General features: G+C 73.9%; 14 protein-coding genes. 3 read left to right on the forward strand and 11 right to left on the reverse strand.

Features of this window, described 5'->3' with window-relative positions; all coding sequences use genetic code 11:
* Positions 1–7: 7 nt before the first annotated feature.
* On the forward strand, positions 8–1,060 hold the full coding sequence (locus LX83_RS02485) for an NAD(P)-dependent alcohol dehydrogenase (RefSeq protein WP_253766479.1): 1,053 nt from the start codon (positions 8–10) through the stop codon (positions 1,058–1,060).
* A gap of 203 nt (positions 1,061–1,263) precedes the next feature.
* On the opposite strand, the gene LX83_RS02490 is transcribed toward LX83_RS02485, so the two are convergent.
* The 11 genes from LX83_RS02490 to LX83_RS02540 all read right to left on the reverse strand — a co-directional run bounded on the left by LX83_RS02490 (position 1,264) and on the right by LX83_RS02540 (position 12,135).
* The gene (locus tag LX83_RS02490) at positions 1,264–2,613 is read right to left on the reverse strand and encodes a sensor histidine kinase (protein ID WP_253766481.1); all 1,350 of its coding nucleotides are present in this window, start codon (positions 2,611–2,613) and stop codon (positions 1,264–1,266) included.
* A gap of 53 nt (positions 2,614–2,666) precedes the next feature.
* Entirely contained in the window at positions 2,667–3,314 is a 648-nt protein-coding gene (locus tag LX83_RS02495) for a response regulator transcription factor (RefSeq protein WP_253766982.1), read from the reverse strand.
* Between the two features lie 416 nt (positions 3,315–3,730).
* Positions 3,731–4,267, reverse strand: coding sequence for a hypothetical protein (locus LX83_RS02500; RefSeq protein WP_253766483.1), 537 nt, complete (start codon positions 4,265–4,267; stop codon positions 3,731–3,733).
* Positions 4,264–6,039 carry a class I adenylate-forming enzyme family protein gene (locus tag LX83_RS02505; RefSeq protein ID WP_253766485.1) on the reverse strand — a complete coding sequence of 592 codons (1,776 nt, stop codon included), beginning with the start codon at positions 6,037–6,039 and terminating at the stop codon, positions 4,264–4,266. Before LX83_RS02505 ends, LX83_RS02500 begins: the two co-directional genes overlap by 4 nt.
* A complete protein-coding gene (locus tag LX83_RS02510; protein WP_253766487.1) occupies positions 6,036–6,977 on the reverse strand; it encodes a hypothetical protein in 942 nt (313 codons plus the stop codon). The genes LX83_RS02505 and LX83_RS02510 overlap by 4 nt, the downstream gene beginning before the upstream one ends.
* Positions 6,974–8,146, reverse strand: a complete 1,173-nt coding sequence (locus tag LX83_RS02515; RefSeq protein ID WP_253766489.1) for a beta-ketoacyl-[acyl-carrier-protein] synthase family protein — start codon at positions 8,144–8,146, stop codon at positions 6,974–6,976. Before LX83_RS02515 ends, LX83_RS02510 begins: the two co-directional genes overlap by 4 nt.
* Complete coding sequence (locus tag LX83_RS02520; protein ID WP_253766491.1) at positions 8,136–8,405, reverse strand: hypothetical protein; 270 nt, start codon at positions 8,403–8,405, stop codon at positions 8,136–8,138. The genes LX83_RS02515 and LX83_RS02520 overlap by 11 nt, the downstream gene beginning before the upstream one ends.
* Complete coding sequence (locus LX83_RS02525; RefSeq protein ID WP_253766493.1) at positions 8,402–8,674, reverse strand: acyl carrier protein; 273 nt, start codon at positions 8,672–8,674, stop codon at positions 8,402–8,404. The genes LX83_RS02520 and LX83_RS02525 overlap by 4 nt, the downstream gene beginning before the upstream one ends.
* 34 nt (positions 8,675–8,708) lie before the next feature.
* On the reverse strand, positions 8,709–10,181 hold the full coding sequence (locus LX83_RS02530; RefSeq protein ID WP_253766496.1) for a class I adenylate-forming enzyme family protein: 1,473 nt from the start codon (positions 10,179–10,181) through the stop codon (positions 8,709–8,711).
* Complete coding sequence (locus tag LX83_RS02535) at positions 10,181–11,290, reverse strand: 3-dehydroquinate synthase II family protein (RefSeq protein WP_253766498.1); 1,110 nt, start codon at positions 11,288–11,290, stop codon at positions 10,181–10,183. Before LX83_RS02535 ends, LX83_RS02530 begins: the two co-directional genes overlap by 1 nt.
* Positions 11,291–11,322: 32 nt before the next feature.
* Positions 11,323–12,135: a 2-amino-3,7-dideoxy-D-threo-hept-6-ulosonate synthase gene (locus tag LX83_RS02540; protein WP_253766500.1), complete on the reverse strand. Its 813-nt coding sequence runs from the start codon at positions 12,133–12,135 to the stop codon at positions 11,323–11,325.
* A gap of 256 nt (positions 12,136–12,391) precedes the next feature.
* Here LX83_RS02540 and LX83_RS02545 point away from each other — a divergent pair, with 256 nt between their 5' ends.
* The gene (locus LX83_RS02545; protein ID WP_253766502.1) at positions 12,392–13,015 is read left to right on the forward strand and encodes a flavodoxin family protein; all 624 of its coding nucleotides are present in this window, start codon (positions 12,392–12,394) and stop codon (positions 13,013–13,015) included.
* Between the two features lie 7 nt (positions 13,016–13,022).
* On the forward strand, positions 13,023–14,561 hold the full coding sequence (locus tag LX83_RS02550) for an MFS transporter (protein ID WP_253766504.1): 1,539 nt from the start codon (positions 13,023–13,025) through the stop codon (positions 14,559–14,561).
* Positions 14,562–14,569 lie beyond the last annotated feature (8 nt).

The raw sequence follows: 14,569 nt of genomic DNA on the forward strand, positions 1-14,569 counted from the left end.
AGTGCACATGAGGACCACCACCGCCTGGCAGAGCGTCACACCGGGCACCAACGCGCTGACCCGCGTCACCATCGAGCGGCGTGATCTGCGCCGGGACGACATCGCGGTGCGGATCGACTACTGCGGCGTCTGCCACAGCGATCTGCACCGGATCCACGGCATGCTCGGCGAGAAGGACCTCGTGCCTGGCCACGAAGCCACCGGCACGGTGACCGCCGTCGGCGCGGGGGTCACCGGCTTCGCGGTCGGTGCGCGCGTGGCGATCGGCACGATCGTCGACTCGTGCGGCGAGTGCGCCATGTGCCTGGCGGGGCAGGAGAACTACTGCTACGACCGGCCGACCACCACCTACGGTGGCACCGACCGCGTCGACGGCACCCAGACCAGGGGTGCCTACAGCCGGGAGTACGTCCTGCGGGAGAAGTTCGCGTTTCACCTGCCCGACGGCCTCGACTCAGCCGCCGCGGCGCCGCTGATGTGCGCCGGCGTCAGCGTCTGGGAACCGATGCGGGCCGCCGGCGTCGGGCCGGGGACGCGGGTGGCCGTCGCCGGTCTCGGCGGGCTCGGACACCTCGCCGTCAAGCTTGCCACCGCGCTGGGAGCCGACGTCACCGTCCTCAGCCGCGGCACCGCCAAGGAGCGGGACGCTCGTTCCCTCGGGGCCACCGGGCTGCTGGTCACCAGCGACGACGCCCAGGTGTCCTCGGCACGGGGTCGCTTCGACCTCATCCTCGACACCATCCCCGGCGACCACGAGCTGACCCCGCTGATCAGCATGGTCGGCCTGGACGGCACCCTGTGCGTCCTCGGCAATCCCCTCCAGGCAGGCCCGCACCTGTGGGCGCTCGGCGCCGGCCGCAAGAAGCTCACCTCCTCCGGCACCGGGGGGCTGCGGCACACCGCCGAGCTGCTCGCGTTCTGCGCCGAGCACGGCATCACCGCCGACGTCGAGGTCCTGCCCTCCAGCGCGGTCGAAACCGCGCTGAACCGACTCGCCGCCGGGGACGTCCACTACCGGTTCGTCCTGGACATGTCCGACCTCGACATCCCGACCAGCTGAGTCCGGGGATCGACACCGCGGTTCGGCCTCCCGGCCGGACTGCCGCCGACCCGCGCGCCAGGCTCTCGCGGCGGGCGTCACCGTGATCACCGGCCTGACACCCGTGCGTGGCGGCGGCCGGCCCGCCGTGGTGCGACAGGCGGTGCCGGCCGTGGCGCGGACCGCGCCGGCCCGGTAACCCGGCGGCCAGCGGGTCACCGGGGTCAGCCGCGGCGGGCCGCGCGCTGGCGGGGGGTTCGGGGGGCGGGCGGTGCGGTGGGCACCGGGGACGCGGGCAGCCGGACGGCCTCGGGCTCGCGGCGGGTGGGGATCGTCGGTGCGCGGCGGTCGGCCGGCAGCAGCACGGTGAACTCCGCGCCCGTGCCCAGCTGGCCGCGCGCCATGATCCGGCCCTGGTGGCCCTGCACCACCTCGCGGACCAGGGCCAGGCCCAGCCCGAACCGGCGGCCCCGGCCGGTGCTGCCCCGGGCGAACCGCTCGAAGATCCGCTCGGCGTCGGCGGGGTCGAAGCCGACGCCGTTGTCGCGCACGGACAGCCGCACCGCGTCGGGGCTGGGCAGGTCAACGGTGATCACGATCTCGCCGCCGGGCGGGGTGTGCGCGATGGCGTTGTCGACCAGGGCGGAGATCACCCGCCGCAGCGCCGAGGGGACGCCGGCCACCAGGTGCCGGCCGGGTCCTCGGCGCAACGTGATGGTCAGGCCGATGGTCTGGGCCCTGGCGTCCTCGCTGGCCACCACCTCGCCGGCGAGCGCCATCAGGTCGACGGTGGTGAACTCCTGCGGGGCCGCGCCGAGTTGGGCGGACAGCAGCAGGTCGTCGACGACGTCGTTGAGCTGGCGGGTGCCGGCCACCAGCCGCTGGAGTTCGGTGGCCAGCTGCGGCGCGGCCGCGGCGCCGTCCACCCGCCTGGCCAGCAGCTGCGCCCTGGTGTGCAGCTGGGTCAGCGGGGTGCGCAGTTCGTGGCTGGCGTCCGCGATGAACCGGCGCTGCCGGCGCAGCACGTCCCCCAGCGGGGCGATGGCCCGCCTGGCCAGGACGAAGCCGGCGATGCCGGCCGCGACCAGGGCGACGAGTTCGGCCACGGCCAGGGCGAGCAGCAGGCTGGCGCGGGCGGCGATCTGGAACCGCTCGTCGTAGACGGCCTGCACGACGTCGGAGCCCCGGCGCTGGGTCAGCACGGTGTAGTCGGTGTTGTTGCGGTGCAGCCGCTCCAGCACGGCCTGGCCGTCGGCCGCGACCTGGTCGAGCACGGTGGTGCGGGGGAAACCCGGTGGCGGGTTGGGCGTTCCGGTGATCTCGCCCTCGTGCCGGACGAGCAGCCACACGCAGCCGGGCGGGTTGCCCGCCTCGCCGTGGGTGACCGCCCAGCGCACCTCGCGTTCGGCGTCGCCGCGCTGCGCGAGCAGCAGCACGCCGAAGACCACGGCGCCGATGAACACCACCACCGCGGTCATCACCGCGGCCACCCGCAGGCTGATCGACCACCGGGTGCGGGCCAGCGCCCGTTGCTCGGGATCGGCCACCTCGCCGAGCCCCACACCCGGTTTCACACCGGGTTCCGCGGCGGGTCCCACGCCGGGCCGCAGCGGTCTTCGCAGCACGCTCATACCGTTCCGATCTGGTAGCCGAGCCCACGAACAGTGCGAATGACGCCGCGTCCCAATTTGCGCCGCAGGTAGTACACATAGGTGTCCACAATGGACTCCGCAGAGGTGTCGGCGAACACGGTGGCGCGCAGGTCGGAGCGGCGGTAGATGGTCTTCGGCGCCGTGGCCAGCACCCGCAGCAGCTCGAACTCCCGGCTGGACAGCATGACCCGCTGCCCCTGCGGCAGCACCACCTCGCGGCGCTGCAGATCGAGGTGGCCGGCACCGAGCGGGAGCAGTTCTGCGCTGTCCAGGTGGCGGCGGCGCAGGGCGCGCACCCTGGCCAGCAACTCGCCCACGTCAAAGGGTTTCACCAGGTAGTCGTCGGCGCCCGCGTCCAGCCCGCCGATCCGGTCACCGACCTGGCCCCGGGCGGTGAGCACCAGGATGTGCGCGGTGATCCCGGCCCGGCGCAGCCGCACCACCAGGTCCAACCCGTCGATCACCGGTAGGCCGCGGTCGATGACCATGACCTGGTGGCCGCGGCTCAACCCGAGGTGCAGCCCGCGCTGCCCGTCGTGGGCCAGGTCGACCTGGTAGCCGGCGTCGGCGAACACCTCGACCAGCAGCTCCGCCGTTTCCTCGTCGTCCTCGACCAGGAGCAGCCGCGGCTGTTCTCGCGTTGGCCGGGCCCGCTCGGCTGTCTCCGCTAACGCCACGCGGATATTCTGCCCACGGCCGTTGTGGCCAGTGAACCCCTCGCGACTTTTGTTGAACATTCATTGAGTTGTACCAGCCGGGTGTGTGATCACCATGTTGACACCCGAGCGAGTCGGCGTGGTTACGCCGTTCGTCCGCACCTCCCGCGCGCACACCACCGGAACAGCCGAAACACCGCACTCCGCCACGGGTGCGACCCCGCACCGGCCGACCGGGGCCGCACCGGCCGGCGTGATCGACCCCACGCCCCGGGCGGATCACCCGGGCCGGGCCCGACCCGCGCTGTCCACCAGGTGGAACGACCGCGGCCGCACGCCTCGGGCCGCCAGCCGCGACACCGGCCCGGGCCGGACCGGGTCGATCAGCCGCCCGCCGACGCCGCTTCGTCCACTTTAGACGGACAGCGGCCGGCGATCCGCATCAGCAGCCGGCAGGCCGGGTCACCGTGGCGCAGGCAGGCGGTGGCCCGGTTCTCGGACAGCTCCAGGCCAAGCCCCTCCGACCAGCCGGCGTGGATGTCGGTGCACGGGCACCGGTAGCCGTCCATCGAGCCGGCCATGCGCACCATCACCAGGGCGAAGTTGCGGAACATCACCAGTTCGACCAGGTCCTCGTCGAGCGCGTTGACCTCGCCCTGGCGCAGCTCGTCCGGGAACATCTGCCGGGCGCACCGGTCGTAGAGGTCGCGCACCTGCTCGGTGGACGCCTCGGCGACCGGCCGGCCGAAGGCGCGGGCCACCTGCCGGCCCACCCGGCTGGCCACGAACCGGATCGCCTCGGCGTTGATCTCGTTGGCCACCTGCTGGCCGTAGCGGGCGGCCACTCCCTGGTACCAGCGGGCGTCGTGCAGCCACCACAGCCGGTACACCTCCATGGCCTGGGCGCGCTCGCTGCTCACCGCTGCCCGCCCTGGCCGGCCTCGGCGCGGGCCAGCAGCTCGCGGGCGCGTTCCCGCATGACCCGCTTGAGCACCTTGCCGGTGACCCCGACCGACACGTCGGTCGCGTCCATCCGCAGCGCCCTGGTCACCGGCGGGAACCCGGCGTCCGCCAGGACCCGGTTCACCCACGCGGTCAGGTCGCCCGCCGGGCCGGCCGCCCCGACACCCGCGGTCCCGGTTCCCGCGATGTCAGTGCCCGCGGTGTCAGTGCCCGCGGTGTCAGTGCCCGCGGTGTCAGCGCGGGAGGCGAACTGCAGCAGCACGTAGGCGTCGGCCTGGCCGTCGCCGTCCCAGTCGGCGCGCACGCCCTCCTCGGCCACGGCCACCACCGTGCAGTCGGCCAGCTCGGGCAGCTCGCGCAGCAGCAGCTCCTCGGTGCGGGTGCTGAACACCACGCCGGCCGCGGTGCGGATCGCGTCCGGCACCCGGTCCAGGTGGTAGAAGTTGCCCTCCTCGTCCTGGGTGGCCAGGTCGCCGGTCAGCCAGTAGCCGCCGAGCCGCATCCGGTGCCAGGTCAGGCTGTCGTTCCAGTAGCCGGGGGTCAGCGTCGGTGAGCGCACCCCGAGTCGGCCCACCTGTCCCGGCGGCAGCGGCTGGCCGTCCTCGGACAGCACGGCGGCCTCGGCGAAGCTCATCGGCTTGCCGATGCAGCGCCCGAAGGACTCACTGCCCGGCCGGTGTCCGTTGTGGAATATCGAGTAGCCCGTCTCCGACGAGCCCAGGCCGTCGGTGAACACCGAGCCGGGCACCCGGCGCGGCTTGAGGTCCGGACCGATCTCCTCGTGGCTGCCCTGCTGGATCAGCGCCCTGATGTGTGCCTCGTGCGCGGCGTCCCCGGTGTTGTAGTAGGCCTCCACACTGGACATGTCCCAAGTGGACAGATCCTCGGCGGCCATCTGGCCGTAGGTGCCGGCGAAGCCGAACACGGTGGTGGGCCGGAACTTCTCGATCGCGTCGAGCACGTCAACCCCGCGCTGGCTGGACAGCAGCAGCACCGGTGAGCGCAGCAGCAGTCCGAACAGCAGCACCGAGATGGCCGCGTTGTGGTTGCCGGGCAGCGCGACCAGCAGTCGGCCCATGGCGCCGCCGACGGACAGCTTCAACCGGTGCAGCTGGGCGTACAGCAGCGTCTGGTGGGTGTGCGGCACGGCCTTGGGCATGCCGGTGGTGCCCGAGGAGTGCGAGATGATGATCGGGTCGGTGGCGTGGTGCCGGTAGGGGTAGCCGGCGGGCAGCAGCGTGCGGTGCTCGGGGCGCACGTCCGCGCTGGTGACCACGAAGGACAGACCGGGGTCGGGGTCGGCGTCGCCGGACAGCGCGGCGTGCCGCTGCTGGTCGGTGATGGCGCCGAGCACGCCCTGCCGGCGCACGTACTCGCGCACGATCTCCGGGCGCAGCTTGGCGTTGGCGAAGGACGGGATCGCGCCCAACGCGGTCAGCGCGAGGAAGTTCACGGCGAACTCGGTGCTGGACGCGGTGACCACCGCGACCACGTCCCTGGGCCGCACGCCCCGGGAGTGGTAGAAGCCGGCGTAGGTCTCCACGACCTCGTGCAGTTCGCCGAGGGTGAGCACCTCGGGGTGGCTGCCGTCCGGGGCGCGCCAGGTGCGGTCGGTCCACAGCACCTGCTCGTCCAGGGGACGCTGGTAGGCCTTCAGCCGGTGCAGCACGTTGCCGGCACCGAGTTCGGTGTCGGCGTTGATCCGCGCGCGCTCTTGCTTGCTGATCACGGTGTCCCTTCCTTGTCCTGTGTGGACCACCCGAGGGTGGCCGGGCCGGCCAGCTCGATCAGCGCCAGCTCGTCGCGCGCCGCCGGGTCGGGCACGAGCAGCGCGTCGGCGTGCCCCCCGGCCACCAGCGCGTGGGCAGCGGCCAGCTGGACCAGGCCCTGCGCGCTGCCGCAGCGGCCGACGTGGTCGGTGGTCAGGTGCGGCGGCGCGGCCGGGTCGGCGGCGGCCACCGCCGCCGGGCCCACGCCGGTGATCCACACCGGTGGTCCCGGTTGGACCGGCTCGCGCGCCACCAGCACGGCAGCGGCCACGTCGGCGGCTGGCGGGTGCGCGCGACCGCCCTGCTCGGCCAGCCGGCGGTAGGCGTGCTCGGTCCGCTTGGTGCCGGCCAGTTCCACGCCCAGCAGCAGCACCCGGTCCAGTTCGGGGTCGGCGAGCAGCAGGTCGGCGGTGAGCAGCAGCGGCACGGCCAACCCATCCGGCGGCGAGAGCACGCTCATCGGCCCGGTGATGCCGAACTCGCGGCTGACGAAGCCCAGCACGGCGTTGGCGGTCGCCTGCATGAACAGCAGCGGGTTGTGCACCTGGCCGGCGACCAGCAGCTGGCTGGCCAGGTCGGTGGTGGTGGCGTCCCCCATCACGCTGGCCAGCACCACGGCGGTGCCCGCGCCCGCGCGCACCCGACCGGTCAGGCACTGCCTGGCCACCTCGTGGACCAGCGGGTTGAAGGTGGACTCGACGAATCCGGGCACCGCCGGCAGGTCCGGGGTGGTGGCGGCGCCCACGGGCACGTCGAGGTGGCGCAGCAGGTCGGCCTGGTCGGTGCCCCAGGGGCCGGCGGCAGCGCTGGCCAGCACGGCCAGCCGCAGGGCCTGCCGCCGGCTGGCGGGCTGGTCGGGGCGGGTGGTGGCGGGTGACGTGCGGGCACCGGGGTTCACGGCCGCTCCAGCAGGATCGCGGTGTTCATGCCGCCGAAGGCCGCGTTGAGGCTGAGCGCCCGGCGCACCGGGGCCGGCCGCGGTCCGGCGGTGACGTAGTCCAGGTCGCAGGCCGGGTCCGGGGTGGTGTGGCCGGCGGTGGGCGGCAGCACCCCGTCGGTGAGCGCGAGCAGCGTGATGACCGCCTCCACCGCGCCGGACGCCTCCAGCAGGTGGCCGGTGGTGCTCTTGGTGGAGCTGACCGGGATGGCGGCGGCGTGCGCGCCGAACGCGGCGTGCAGTCCCCTGGTCTCGGCGCTGTCGTTGGCCGGGGTGCCGGTGCCGTGCGCGTTGACGTAGTCGACGGGTCGGGCCTCCGCGTCGGCGGCCCCGCCCGGATCCGCGGCGCTGTCCCGGCCGGCGCCGCGCAGCGCCTGGCGGATCGCGGCGGCCATGCCGGCGCCGTCCGGGTGCGGCTTGGCGATGTGGTGGGCGTCCGAACTGGCGCCCCAGCCGGTGATCCTGGCCAGCGGCCGGGCACCGCGCGCCCGCGCGTGCTCGGCCGACTCCAGCACCAGTGCGGCCACGCCGTCGCCGAGCAGCAGCCCGGTGCGGTCCGCGGCGAACGGCCGGACCGCGCCGTCCCTGGCCAGTGCCCGGCCGGAGTCGAACTTGGCGAAGTTCTCCTCCTCCACCAGGTACGCGCCCGCGCACAGCACGGTGTCGGCGCGGCCGGTGGCGATCAGCCGGCAGCCCTGGATGATGGCGTGCGCCGAGGCGACGCACGCGTTGGTGACCGCCAGGTGCCGGCCGCGCAGGCCGAACCGGGCGGCCAGGCCCTCGGCCAGGTGGGCCGGCACGCTGTCGACCGGGCTGGCCGCGCGGTCGCCGCGCCAGAACCGGGTGACCGCGGTGAAGTCCCCGGCACAGCCCAGCAGCACGTCCGCCGCGCTCCCGGCGGCCAGCCCGGCCGCGGCCAGCGCGTCCTCGGCGCAGTCGGCCAGCACCTCGGCCAGCCGGGGATCACCAGGGCCCTGCGCGGCGAACGGGGTCCGGTAGGGCCGGGTGTCGAACCGGGTGGCCGGTGCGAACGCCGGTGTCCCGGCGAACACACCGCGCCGCAGCGCCTCGACACCCCGGCCGAACACGGTGTGCACGCCGAACCCGGTGACCAGCACGTCACGCCGCACGGGCCGCCGCCCGGCGCAGGTAGGCCGCGATCCGCTCGACCGAGCCGAACTCGGCGAAGTCCTCCTCGTCCGGGTCCACGGTCAGCCCGAACCGCAGCCGCACCTGGTGCAGCAGCCACACCAGGCCCATCGAGTCCAGCACCAGCTCGGTGTCGTCGCGCAGGTCCTCGGGCAGCTCGGGGAAGATCCGACGGTCGGCCAGCAGGTCCCGGACGTCGGCGGTGGTGATCTCCACCGCCGCGCCCGCGCGCTCGCTCACGCCGCCTCCCGGCGGCGGACGACGTCCTCGACCAGCTCCCCCAGGGTCATGGCGCCGATCCGCTCGATGTCGGAGTCCGGGATCGTGATGTCGAACTCGCGCTCCAGGCGCAGCGTGAGTTCCACCAGGCTCAGCGATTCGAGGTCGATGCCGTTGGTCCCGATGGGACAGTCGTCGTCGAGGCTGTCCCGCTCGATCGGGATGTTCATCTCCGTCACGAGCGTGGTGAGCACGAACTCGCGAACCTCGTTCTGCTGCAGGGTGGGCATGGCACACCTTTCCGCTCTGTCAACTCTTCTCGGCTCACACCTGGTCCGGCTGCCCCGGCCCGGCACCGGCCAGCGCCACAGTCCCCTGTGTCGTCTCCTGCTGGGCAGCTTCCTGCTGGGCAGCTTCCTGCTGGGCAGCCTCTTTCAGGGCGGCCTGCCCGCGCACCAGCTTGCCGTTGGAGGTGCGCGGCAGGGCCGGCAGCAGCCGGACCACCTTGGGCAGCTTGTGGTCGGCCAGCTGACCTCGGCACCAGCCGACCAGCGCGGCCGCGGTCAGCGACGAGTCCGAAGTGGACACGTAGGCCTCGATGGCCTCGCCGTGGGCCACCACGACCTCGTTGACCGCCGGGTGCCGGCCGAGCACCGCCTCCACCTCGGTCAGGTCGACCTTGAGCCCGCCGACCACCACCAGCGAGTCGCCCCGGCCGAGCAGCCGCACCGTGCCGTCCGGCCCGATCTCGGCGCGGTCCCGGGTGCGCAGCCAGCCGTCCACGTAGCGGTCCTGGCCGTCGGCGGTCAGGTAGGGCGTGCGGTCCAGGCGCACCTCCAGTTCCCCGCCGCGCACCCGCAGGTCCACGCCCGGGGCGGGCGGCCCCACCGAGGGCCGCGTGGTCGGCCGCACGTCCATGGCGATCACGCCGGTCTCGGTGGTGCCGTAGGACTCGCCCACACCCACGCCGAAGCGGTCCGCGAACGCGGCGGCGACCTCGGGCGCCATCAGCTCGCCGCCGGACACCGCCGCGCGCAACCCGGGCAGCCGGGGCGGGTGCGGCGCCGAGGCCAGCAGTTCGTAGTGGAACGGCACGCCGAAGATCACCTGGACGGCGTGGTCGGCGGCGGCCGCCAGGATGGCGTCGGCCGACACCCTGGCCGGGAACACCACGGCCGCGCCGGCGAACAGCGAGTGCAGCAGTCCGGCGATCAGGCCGAAGCTGTGCGCGGTCGAGCTGAGCAGCAGCACCCGCTCGCCCTGGCCGGGCATGCCCGGGATCAGGCTGAACCGCTCGACCTCGGCGGCCAGCGCGGCGGCGGTGCGGCCCACCACCTTGGGCAGCCCGGTCGACCCGGAGCTGAACTGGACCAGCCGGTGGTCGCTGCCGGCGGGCCGGCCGCCGGCCCGCCGCTCGGTGACCAGTTCGTAGCGGGCGCGGAAGTTCACCAGCGACCACCGGCCCGCGCCGACCCGGACCACGTGCTGCGGCCGGCACAGCGCGCGCAGCGCCTCCACCTCGGGTGGTTTGAGCCGGTGGTCGATCAGCATCACCTGGGCGCCCAGCCGCCACAGCGCCAGCAGCACCTCGACCTGGGTGAAGCTCGGCGGCACCTGCAACGCGACCGTGCTGCCCGGCCCCACGCCCGAGGAGGCGAACAGGGCGGCCTCCTGGGCCACGGCCTCGCGCAGCTGCCCGTGGGTCACGGTGTGGTCGGCGACCAGGTAGGGCGTCTGGTCGGGGTGCCGGTCCAGCAGCTCCTCGACGAAGGGGAGCCCGTGCGCGGTGGGCGGCATCAGCTCTCCCTGCAGAACTCGCCGATCGGGATGCCCACGTGCCGCTTGTCCGTGGCCAGGTAGCCCAGCAGCTCGTCACCGCGCTGCAACTCGGTGACGTTGCGGACCTTGCCGCCCGGCCCGAGCACCCGCACGTGCCAGTCGTCCTGCACGGTCAGGCTGACCGCGACGCCCTCGGCGGAGTGGGCGGTGATGGTCAGCAGCGGCCGGGACTCCAGCTTGGCCCGGCCCACCACCACCCGCCGGGTGCTGCCGTCGGCGCGCACCGCCAGCACGGTGCTGCCCGAGCGCAGCTCGCTGAGGTAGTTGGTGCGGTTGTCCGGCCCCAGCACGTAGGAGTGCAGCGCGCCGGCGTTGACCCGGAACGGCCTGGTCGGCATGTAGGGCAGCGGGTGGGTCTCGCTGCAGCACAGCACGAACCCGGACGAGTAGGAGCCGACCAGGATGCCCTCGTCCTCCTCGAAGTGCGAGCAGGTGTCCACGCAGACCCGGTCGCCGAGTCCGTTGTGCGCCACCGAGTCCACGGTGAGCGTGGCCAGTTCCAGCGCGGGCGTGCTCTCCTGGAGCAGGCGCGCCAGGGCGAACACCTCGGTGGCGTCGGCGGGTGCGAGCAGCACGCCGTCGGAGCCGTGTTCGAGCACGTCCAGCACGATCCTGGCCTCGTCGAGGTCGGCCACCTCGGTCACCAGCTTGCCCGGTGCGCGGTCGGCCGCGGCGATCACGATCTCCAGCGGGATCTTGGTCGGGTCGGTGAAGCTGACCACGGTGTAGGGCAGGGCCACGGCCGCGGCGCAGGCCAGCTTCAGGGTCCGGTCGTCGCGCACCCGCACCACGGCGGCGCCGCTGCCCCGCCCGGTGCGCACGGCCTCGGCCAGCGCGTCCACCTGGTCGGTGTCGGTGACCACAATGGCCACCAGGTCCGCCGGCTGGTCGGTCGCGCCGACGTCCCCGGCGGGCAGCAGCACCTTCCTGATCGTGGGCGGCAGCGTGGCCAGCAGCGCGGGGTCGGCCGCGACCACCCCGTCCAGCCGGGCGTGCACCGCGGCGTCCACCACCGCCTCGACCTGCGGCGGGGCCACGGTCCGAAGATCGATCCAGGCGAATTTCACCGAAACTCCAATCGTCGCCGCGACGTGAGTCGTCACGAGGAGGTGGCGCCGGCCGCGGCCAGCGGGGCGTAGCCGGTCAGCGGGTCGGTGTCCTGGTGCACCACCTCGGCCAGCCGCCGTACCAGGGACAGCGGGTTGGGCGCGGAGAAGATCCGCCGGCCCACGGCCAGGCCGCGGCAGCCGGCGGCCATGGCGGCGTGGCCGTGCGCGACGAGGTCCGCGCCGTCGGCCGGGCCGCCGGCGGCCAGCACCGGGATCGGGCAGCTGCCGGTCACCTCGGCCATCCGCTCCACCGGCAGCGCCATCGAGGTCTTCACCAGGTCGGCGCCGAGGTCGGCGGCGATGTTGACCACGTGGGCCAGCAGCGCGGGGTCGTGCGAGCTGGCCACGCGCGGGCCGCGGGCGTAGGCCATCACCAGCAGCGGCACGTTCCACGCGTCGCAGGAGCCGGCCACCGCACCCAGGTCGGCCAGTTGCCGCTGCTCGGTGTCCGACCCGATGTTCACGTGCACGCTGACCGCGTCGGCGCCCAGCCGCAGCGCGTCCTCGACCTCGCCGACCAGCACCTTGGCGTTGACGTCCGCGGCGTGCGCGGTGCCGGCGCTGAGGTGCACGACCAGGGCGCAGTCGCCGAGCAGTTCGGGGTCGATCGCCCTGGCCCTGCCCTTGTGCACGATGACGGCGTCGGCGCCGCCCATGGCCACGTCCCGCACCAGCGCGTCCCAGCCCTGGTTGGGCACGACCGGCCCGTCCGAGACGCTGTGGTCCAGCGGCACGAACAGGTGGCGGCCGTCCCGCTGACGGGAGAGCCGCCTCAGCCGAAACGCCTTCCGGGTATCCGCCACGTCGCGTACACCTCCACCCTCCGCGCGGACCACGCACCGCCTGGCCGCGCCCGTGACCGGGTAAATCCCGTCCGACCGATTCCGGGGCCACTCGACCGTCTCGACCGGTCCGGCCCCGACGCCACTGATCGTGCCCGAACAACACCCCGAACCGGCATTAACACCTGGCGATAACTCGGCAGTTATGCCCTTTTCGGGAATACCTCGGCGCACTGTTCTGATAATCCTTTGAGGTGCGCGTGCTATTGACGTTCCTGTGAATGTCAGCGACGCCGCGACCAATTCCGTTCGCATCGCCATTGCCCACGACCCGGGCGGCGGGCACACCGCCAGATTCGCCGAGGCGGTGCACCTCGGCGCCACGAACACGGCGGGCACCGAATCGGTGCTCGTCCCGGTGGCTGAGCTGGGTTCGGCGGAGTGGGCGCTGCTCGACTCGGCCGACGCCATCGTGTTCGGCTCCCCCACCTACATGGGCAGCGCCTCGGCGAGCTTCCACGCCTTCGCCCAGGCCAGTGCCAGCCGGTGGCTGCGCCAGCGGTGGCGGGACAAGCTGGCGGCCGGGTTCACCAACTCCGGGTCCAAGGCCGGGGACAAGTCGTCCACCCTGGGCTACTTCGCCACCCTGGCCGCCCAGCACGGCATGGTCTGGGTCAACCTCGGCCTGCTGCCCGGCTGGAACCGGTCCCGGGGCAGCGAGAACGACCTGAACCGGCTGGGCTTCCACAACGGCGCCGCCGCCCAGTCCGACGTGGACTCGTCGCCGGACGCGGTGCACCCCGCCGACCTGCGCACCGCCGAGCACCTGGGCCGGCGGGTGGCCGAGTACGCGGCCGTGGTCGCCGCCGGCCGGGCCGCGCTGGCCAGCCTCGTCCGGTGACACCGCCGTGACCACCCCGCCCGCCCAGCACCAGCGGACACCCGACCAGGGGGCGCGGCCGCGCTGGCGGCTGACCGCGGCCGTGGCCGTGCTCGCCCAGACCCTGGTGTCGATGGACAGCTCGGTGCTGAACCTGGCCGCGGTGACCCTGGCCGACCCGGTGACCGGCCTCGGCGCCACCCCCGCCGAGCTGGAGTGGTCGATCAGCGCCTACACCCTGGTGTTCGCCGCCGCGATGTTCGCCGGCGGCGCGCTGGGCGACCGGCACGGACCGCGCGCCACGCTGGTCGCCGGGCTGCTGGTGTTCGCGGCGGGGTCGGCCGCCGCCGCGCTGGCCCCCACCCCGCTCGCGCTGATCCTGGCGCGCGGGGTGATGGGCGTGGGCGGGGCGCTGCTGATGCCCGCCACCCTGTCCATCGTCATCCGCGCCGCACCCGCGGACCAGCGGCCCCGCGCGATCGCCTGGTGGGCCTCGGCCGCCGCCGCGGGCATCGCCGTGGGCCCGGTGGTGGGCGGCGCGCTGCTCACCGCGTTCTGGTGGGGCTCGGTGTTCCTGGTCAACCTGCCGGTCGTGGCCCTGTGCCTGGTGGCCATCGCCGGGTTCGTGCCCCGGCTGGCCGTGCCCACCCGGCGCCGGCTGGACGCCCCCGGTCTGCTGCTGTCCTTCGTGGGCTTGTTCTGCCTGGTCCACGGCATCCTCAGCGGCCAGCGCGACGCGTGGGGCCGGCCCGAGGCGCTGGCCGGCGTCGCCGTCGGCCTGCTGGTGCTGGTGGTGTTCGTGGTGGTCCAGGCCCGCTCGGCCACGCCCAGCTTCGAGGTGCGGCTGTTCACCCGGCGCCGGTTCACCGGCGGCAGCCTGGGCCTGCTGTTCGCCTTCTTCGGCGTGTCCGGCCAGCTGTTCTACGCCAGCTTCTACCTGCAGGGCGTGCTGGACCTGTCCCCGCTGGCGGCCGGCACGGCCGTGGCGCCGACCGCGGCCGGCATCGTGGTGGGCAACCTGACCGCGCCCGCGCTGGTGCGCCGCTTCTCGGTGCGGTCGGTGGCGGTGGTGGGCATGCTCGCCGGCATCGCCACCTTCGCCAGCTACCTGCTGTTCGACCAGCACACCCCGATCGGCTGGTTCGTGCTGCTCATGCTGGTGCAGGGCGCGGCCATGGGGCTGGTGACCGTGCCCACCACGACCGCGTCACTGGCGGAGCTGCCGCCGGAGCGCAGCGGCGCCGGATCAGCGGTCAACAGCGCGATGCGCCAGGTCGGCGCCACCCTCGGGGTGGCGGTGCTCGGTGCCGTGCTGGCCGCCAGCTACCGGACGGCGATCGCCCCGGCGCTGGCCGGGCTGCCCGAGACGGCCAGGAGCCGGGCCAGCACCTCCGCCGAGGCCACCCGGTTCGTGGCCGACGCGCTCGGGCGACCGGACCTGGCCGACGCGGCCGACACCGCGTTCCTGCACGCCATGCACGTCACCTCGGCCTGGACCGCGGGCCTGTGCCTGATTGGCGCCGCGGTGCTTCTCGTCTGCCTTCGACCACCGTCGACTCCGGAATAGGAACAAAT

The organism is Goodfellowiella coeruleoviolacea, from assembly GCF_024171785.1.
Classification (GTDB): Bacteria; Actinomycetota; Actinomycetes; order Mycobacteriales; family Pseudonocardiaceae; genus Goodfellowiella; species Goodfellowiella coeruleoviolacea.

Bases quoted from the DNA above. Each gene is read 5' to 3' on its own strand.
- LX83_RS02485 (WP_253766479.1), top strand. From the start codon at position 8: ATGAGGACCACCACCGCCTGGCAGAGCGTCACACCGGGCACCAACGCG.
- LX83_RS02525 (WP_253766493.1), bottom strand. From the start codon at position 8,674: ATGCCCACCCTGCAGCAGAACGAGGTTCGCGAGTTCGTGCTCACCACG.
- LX83_RS02530 (WP_253766496.1), bottom strand. From the start codon at position 10,181: ATGCCGCCCACCGCGCACGGGCTCCCCTTCGTCGAGGAGCTGCTGGAC.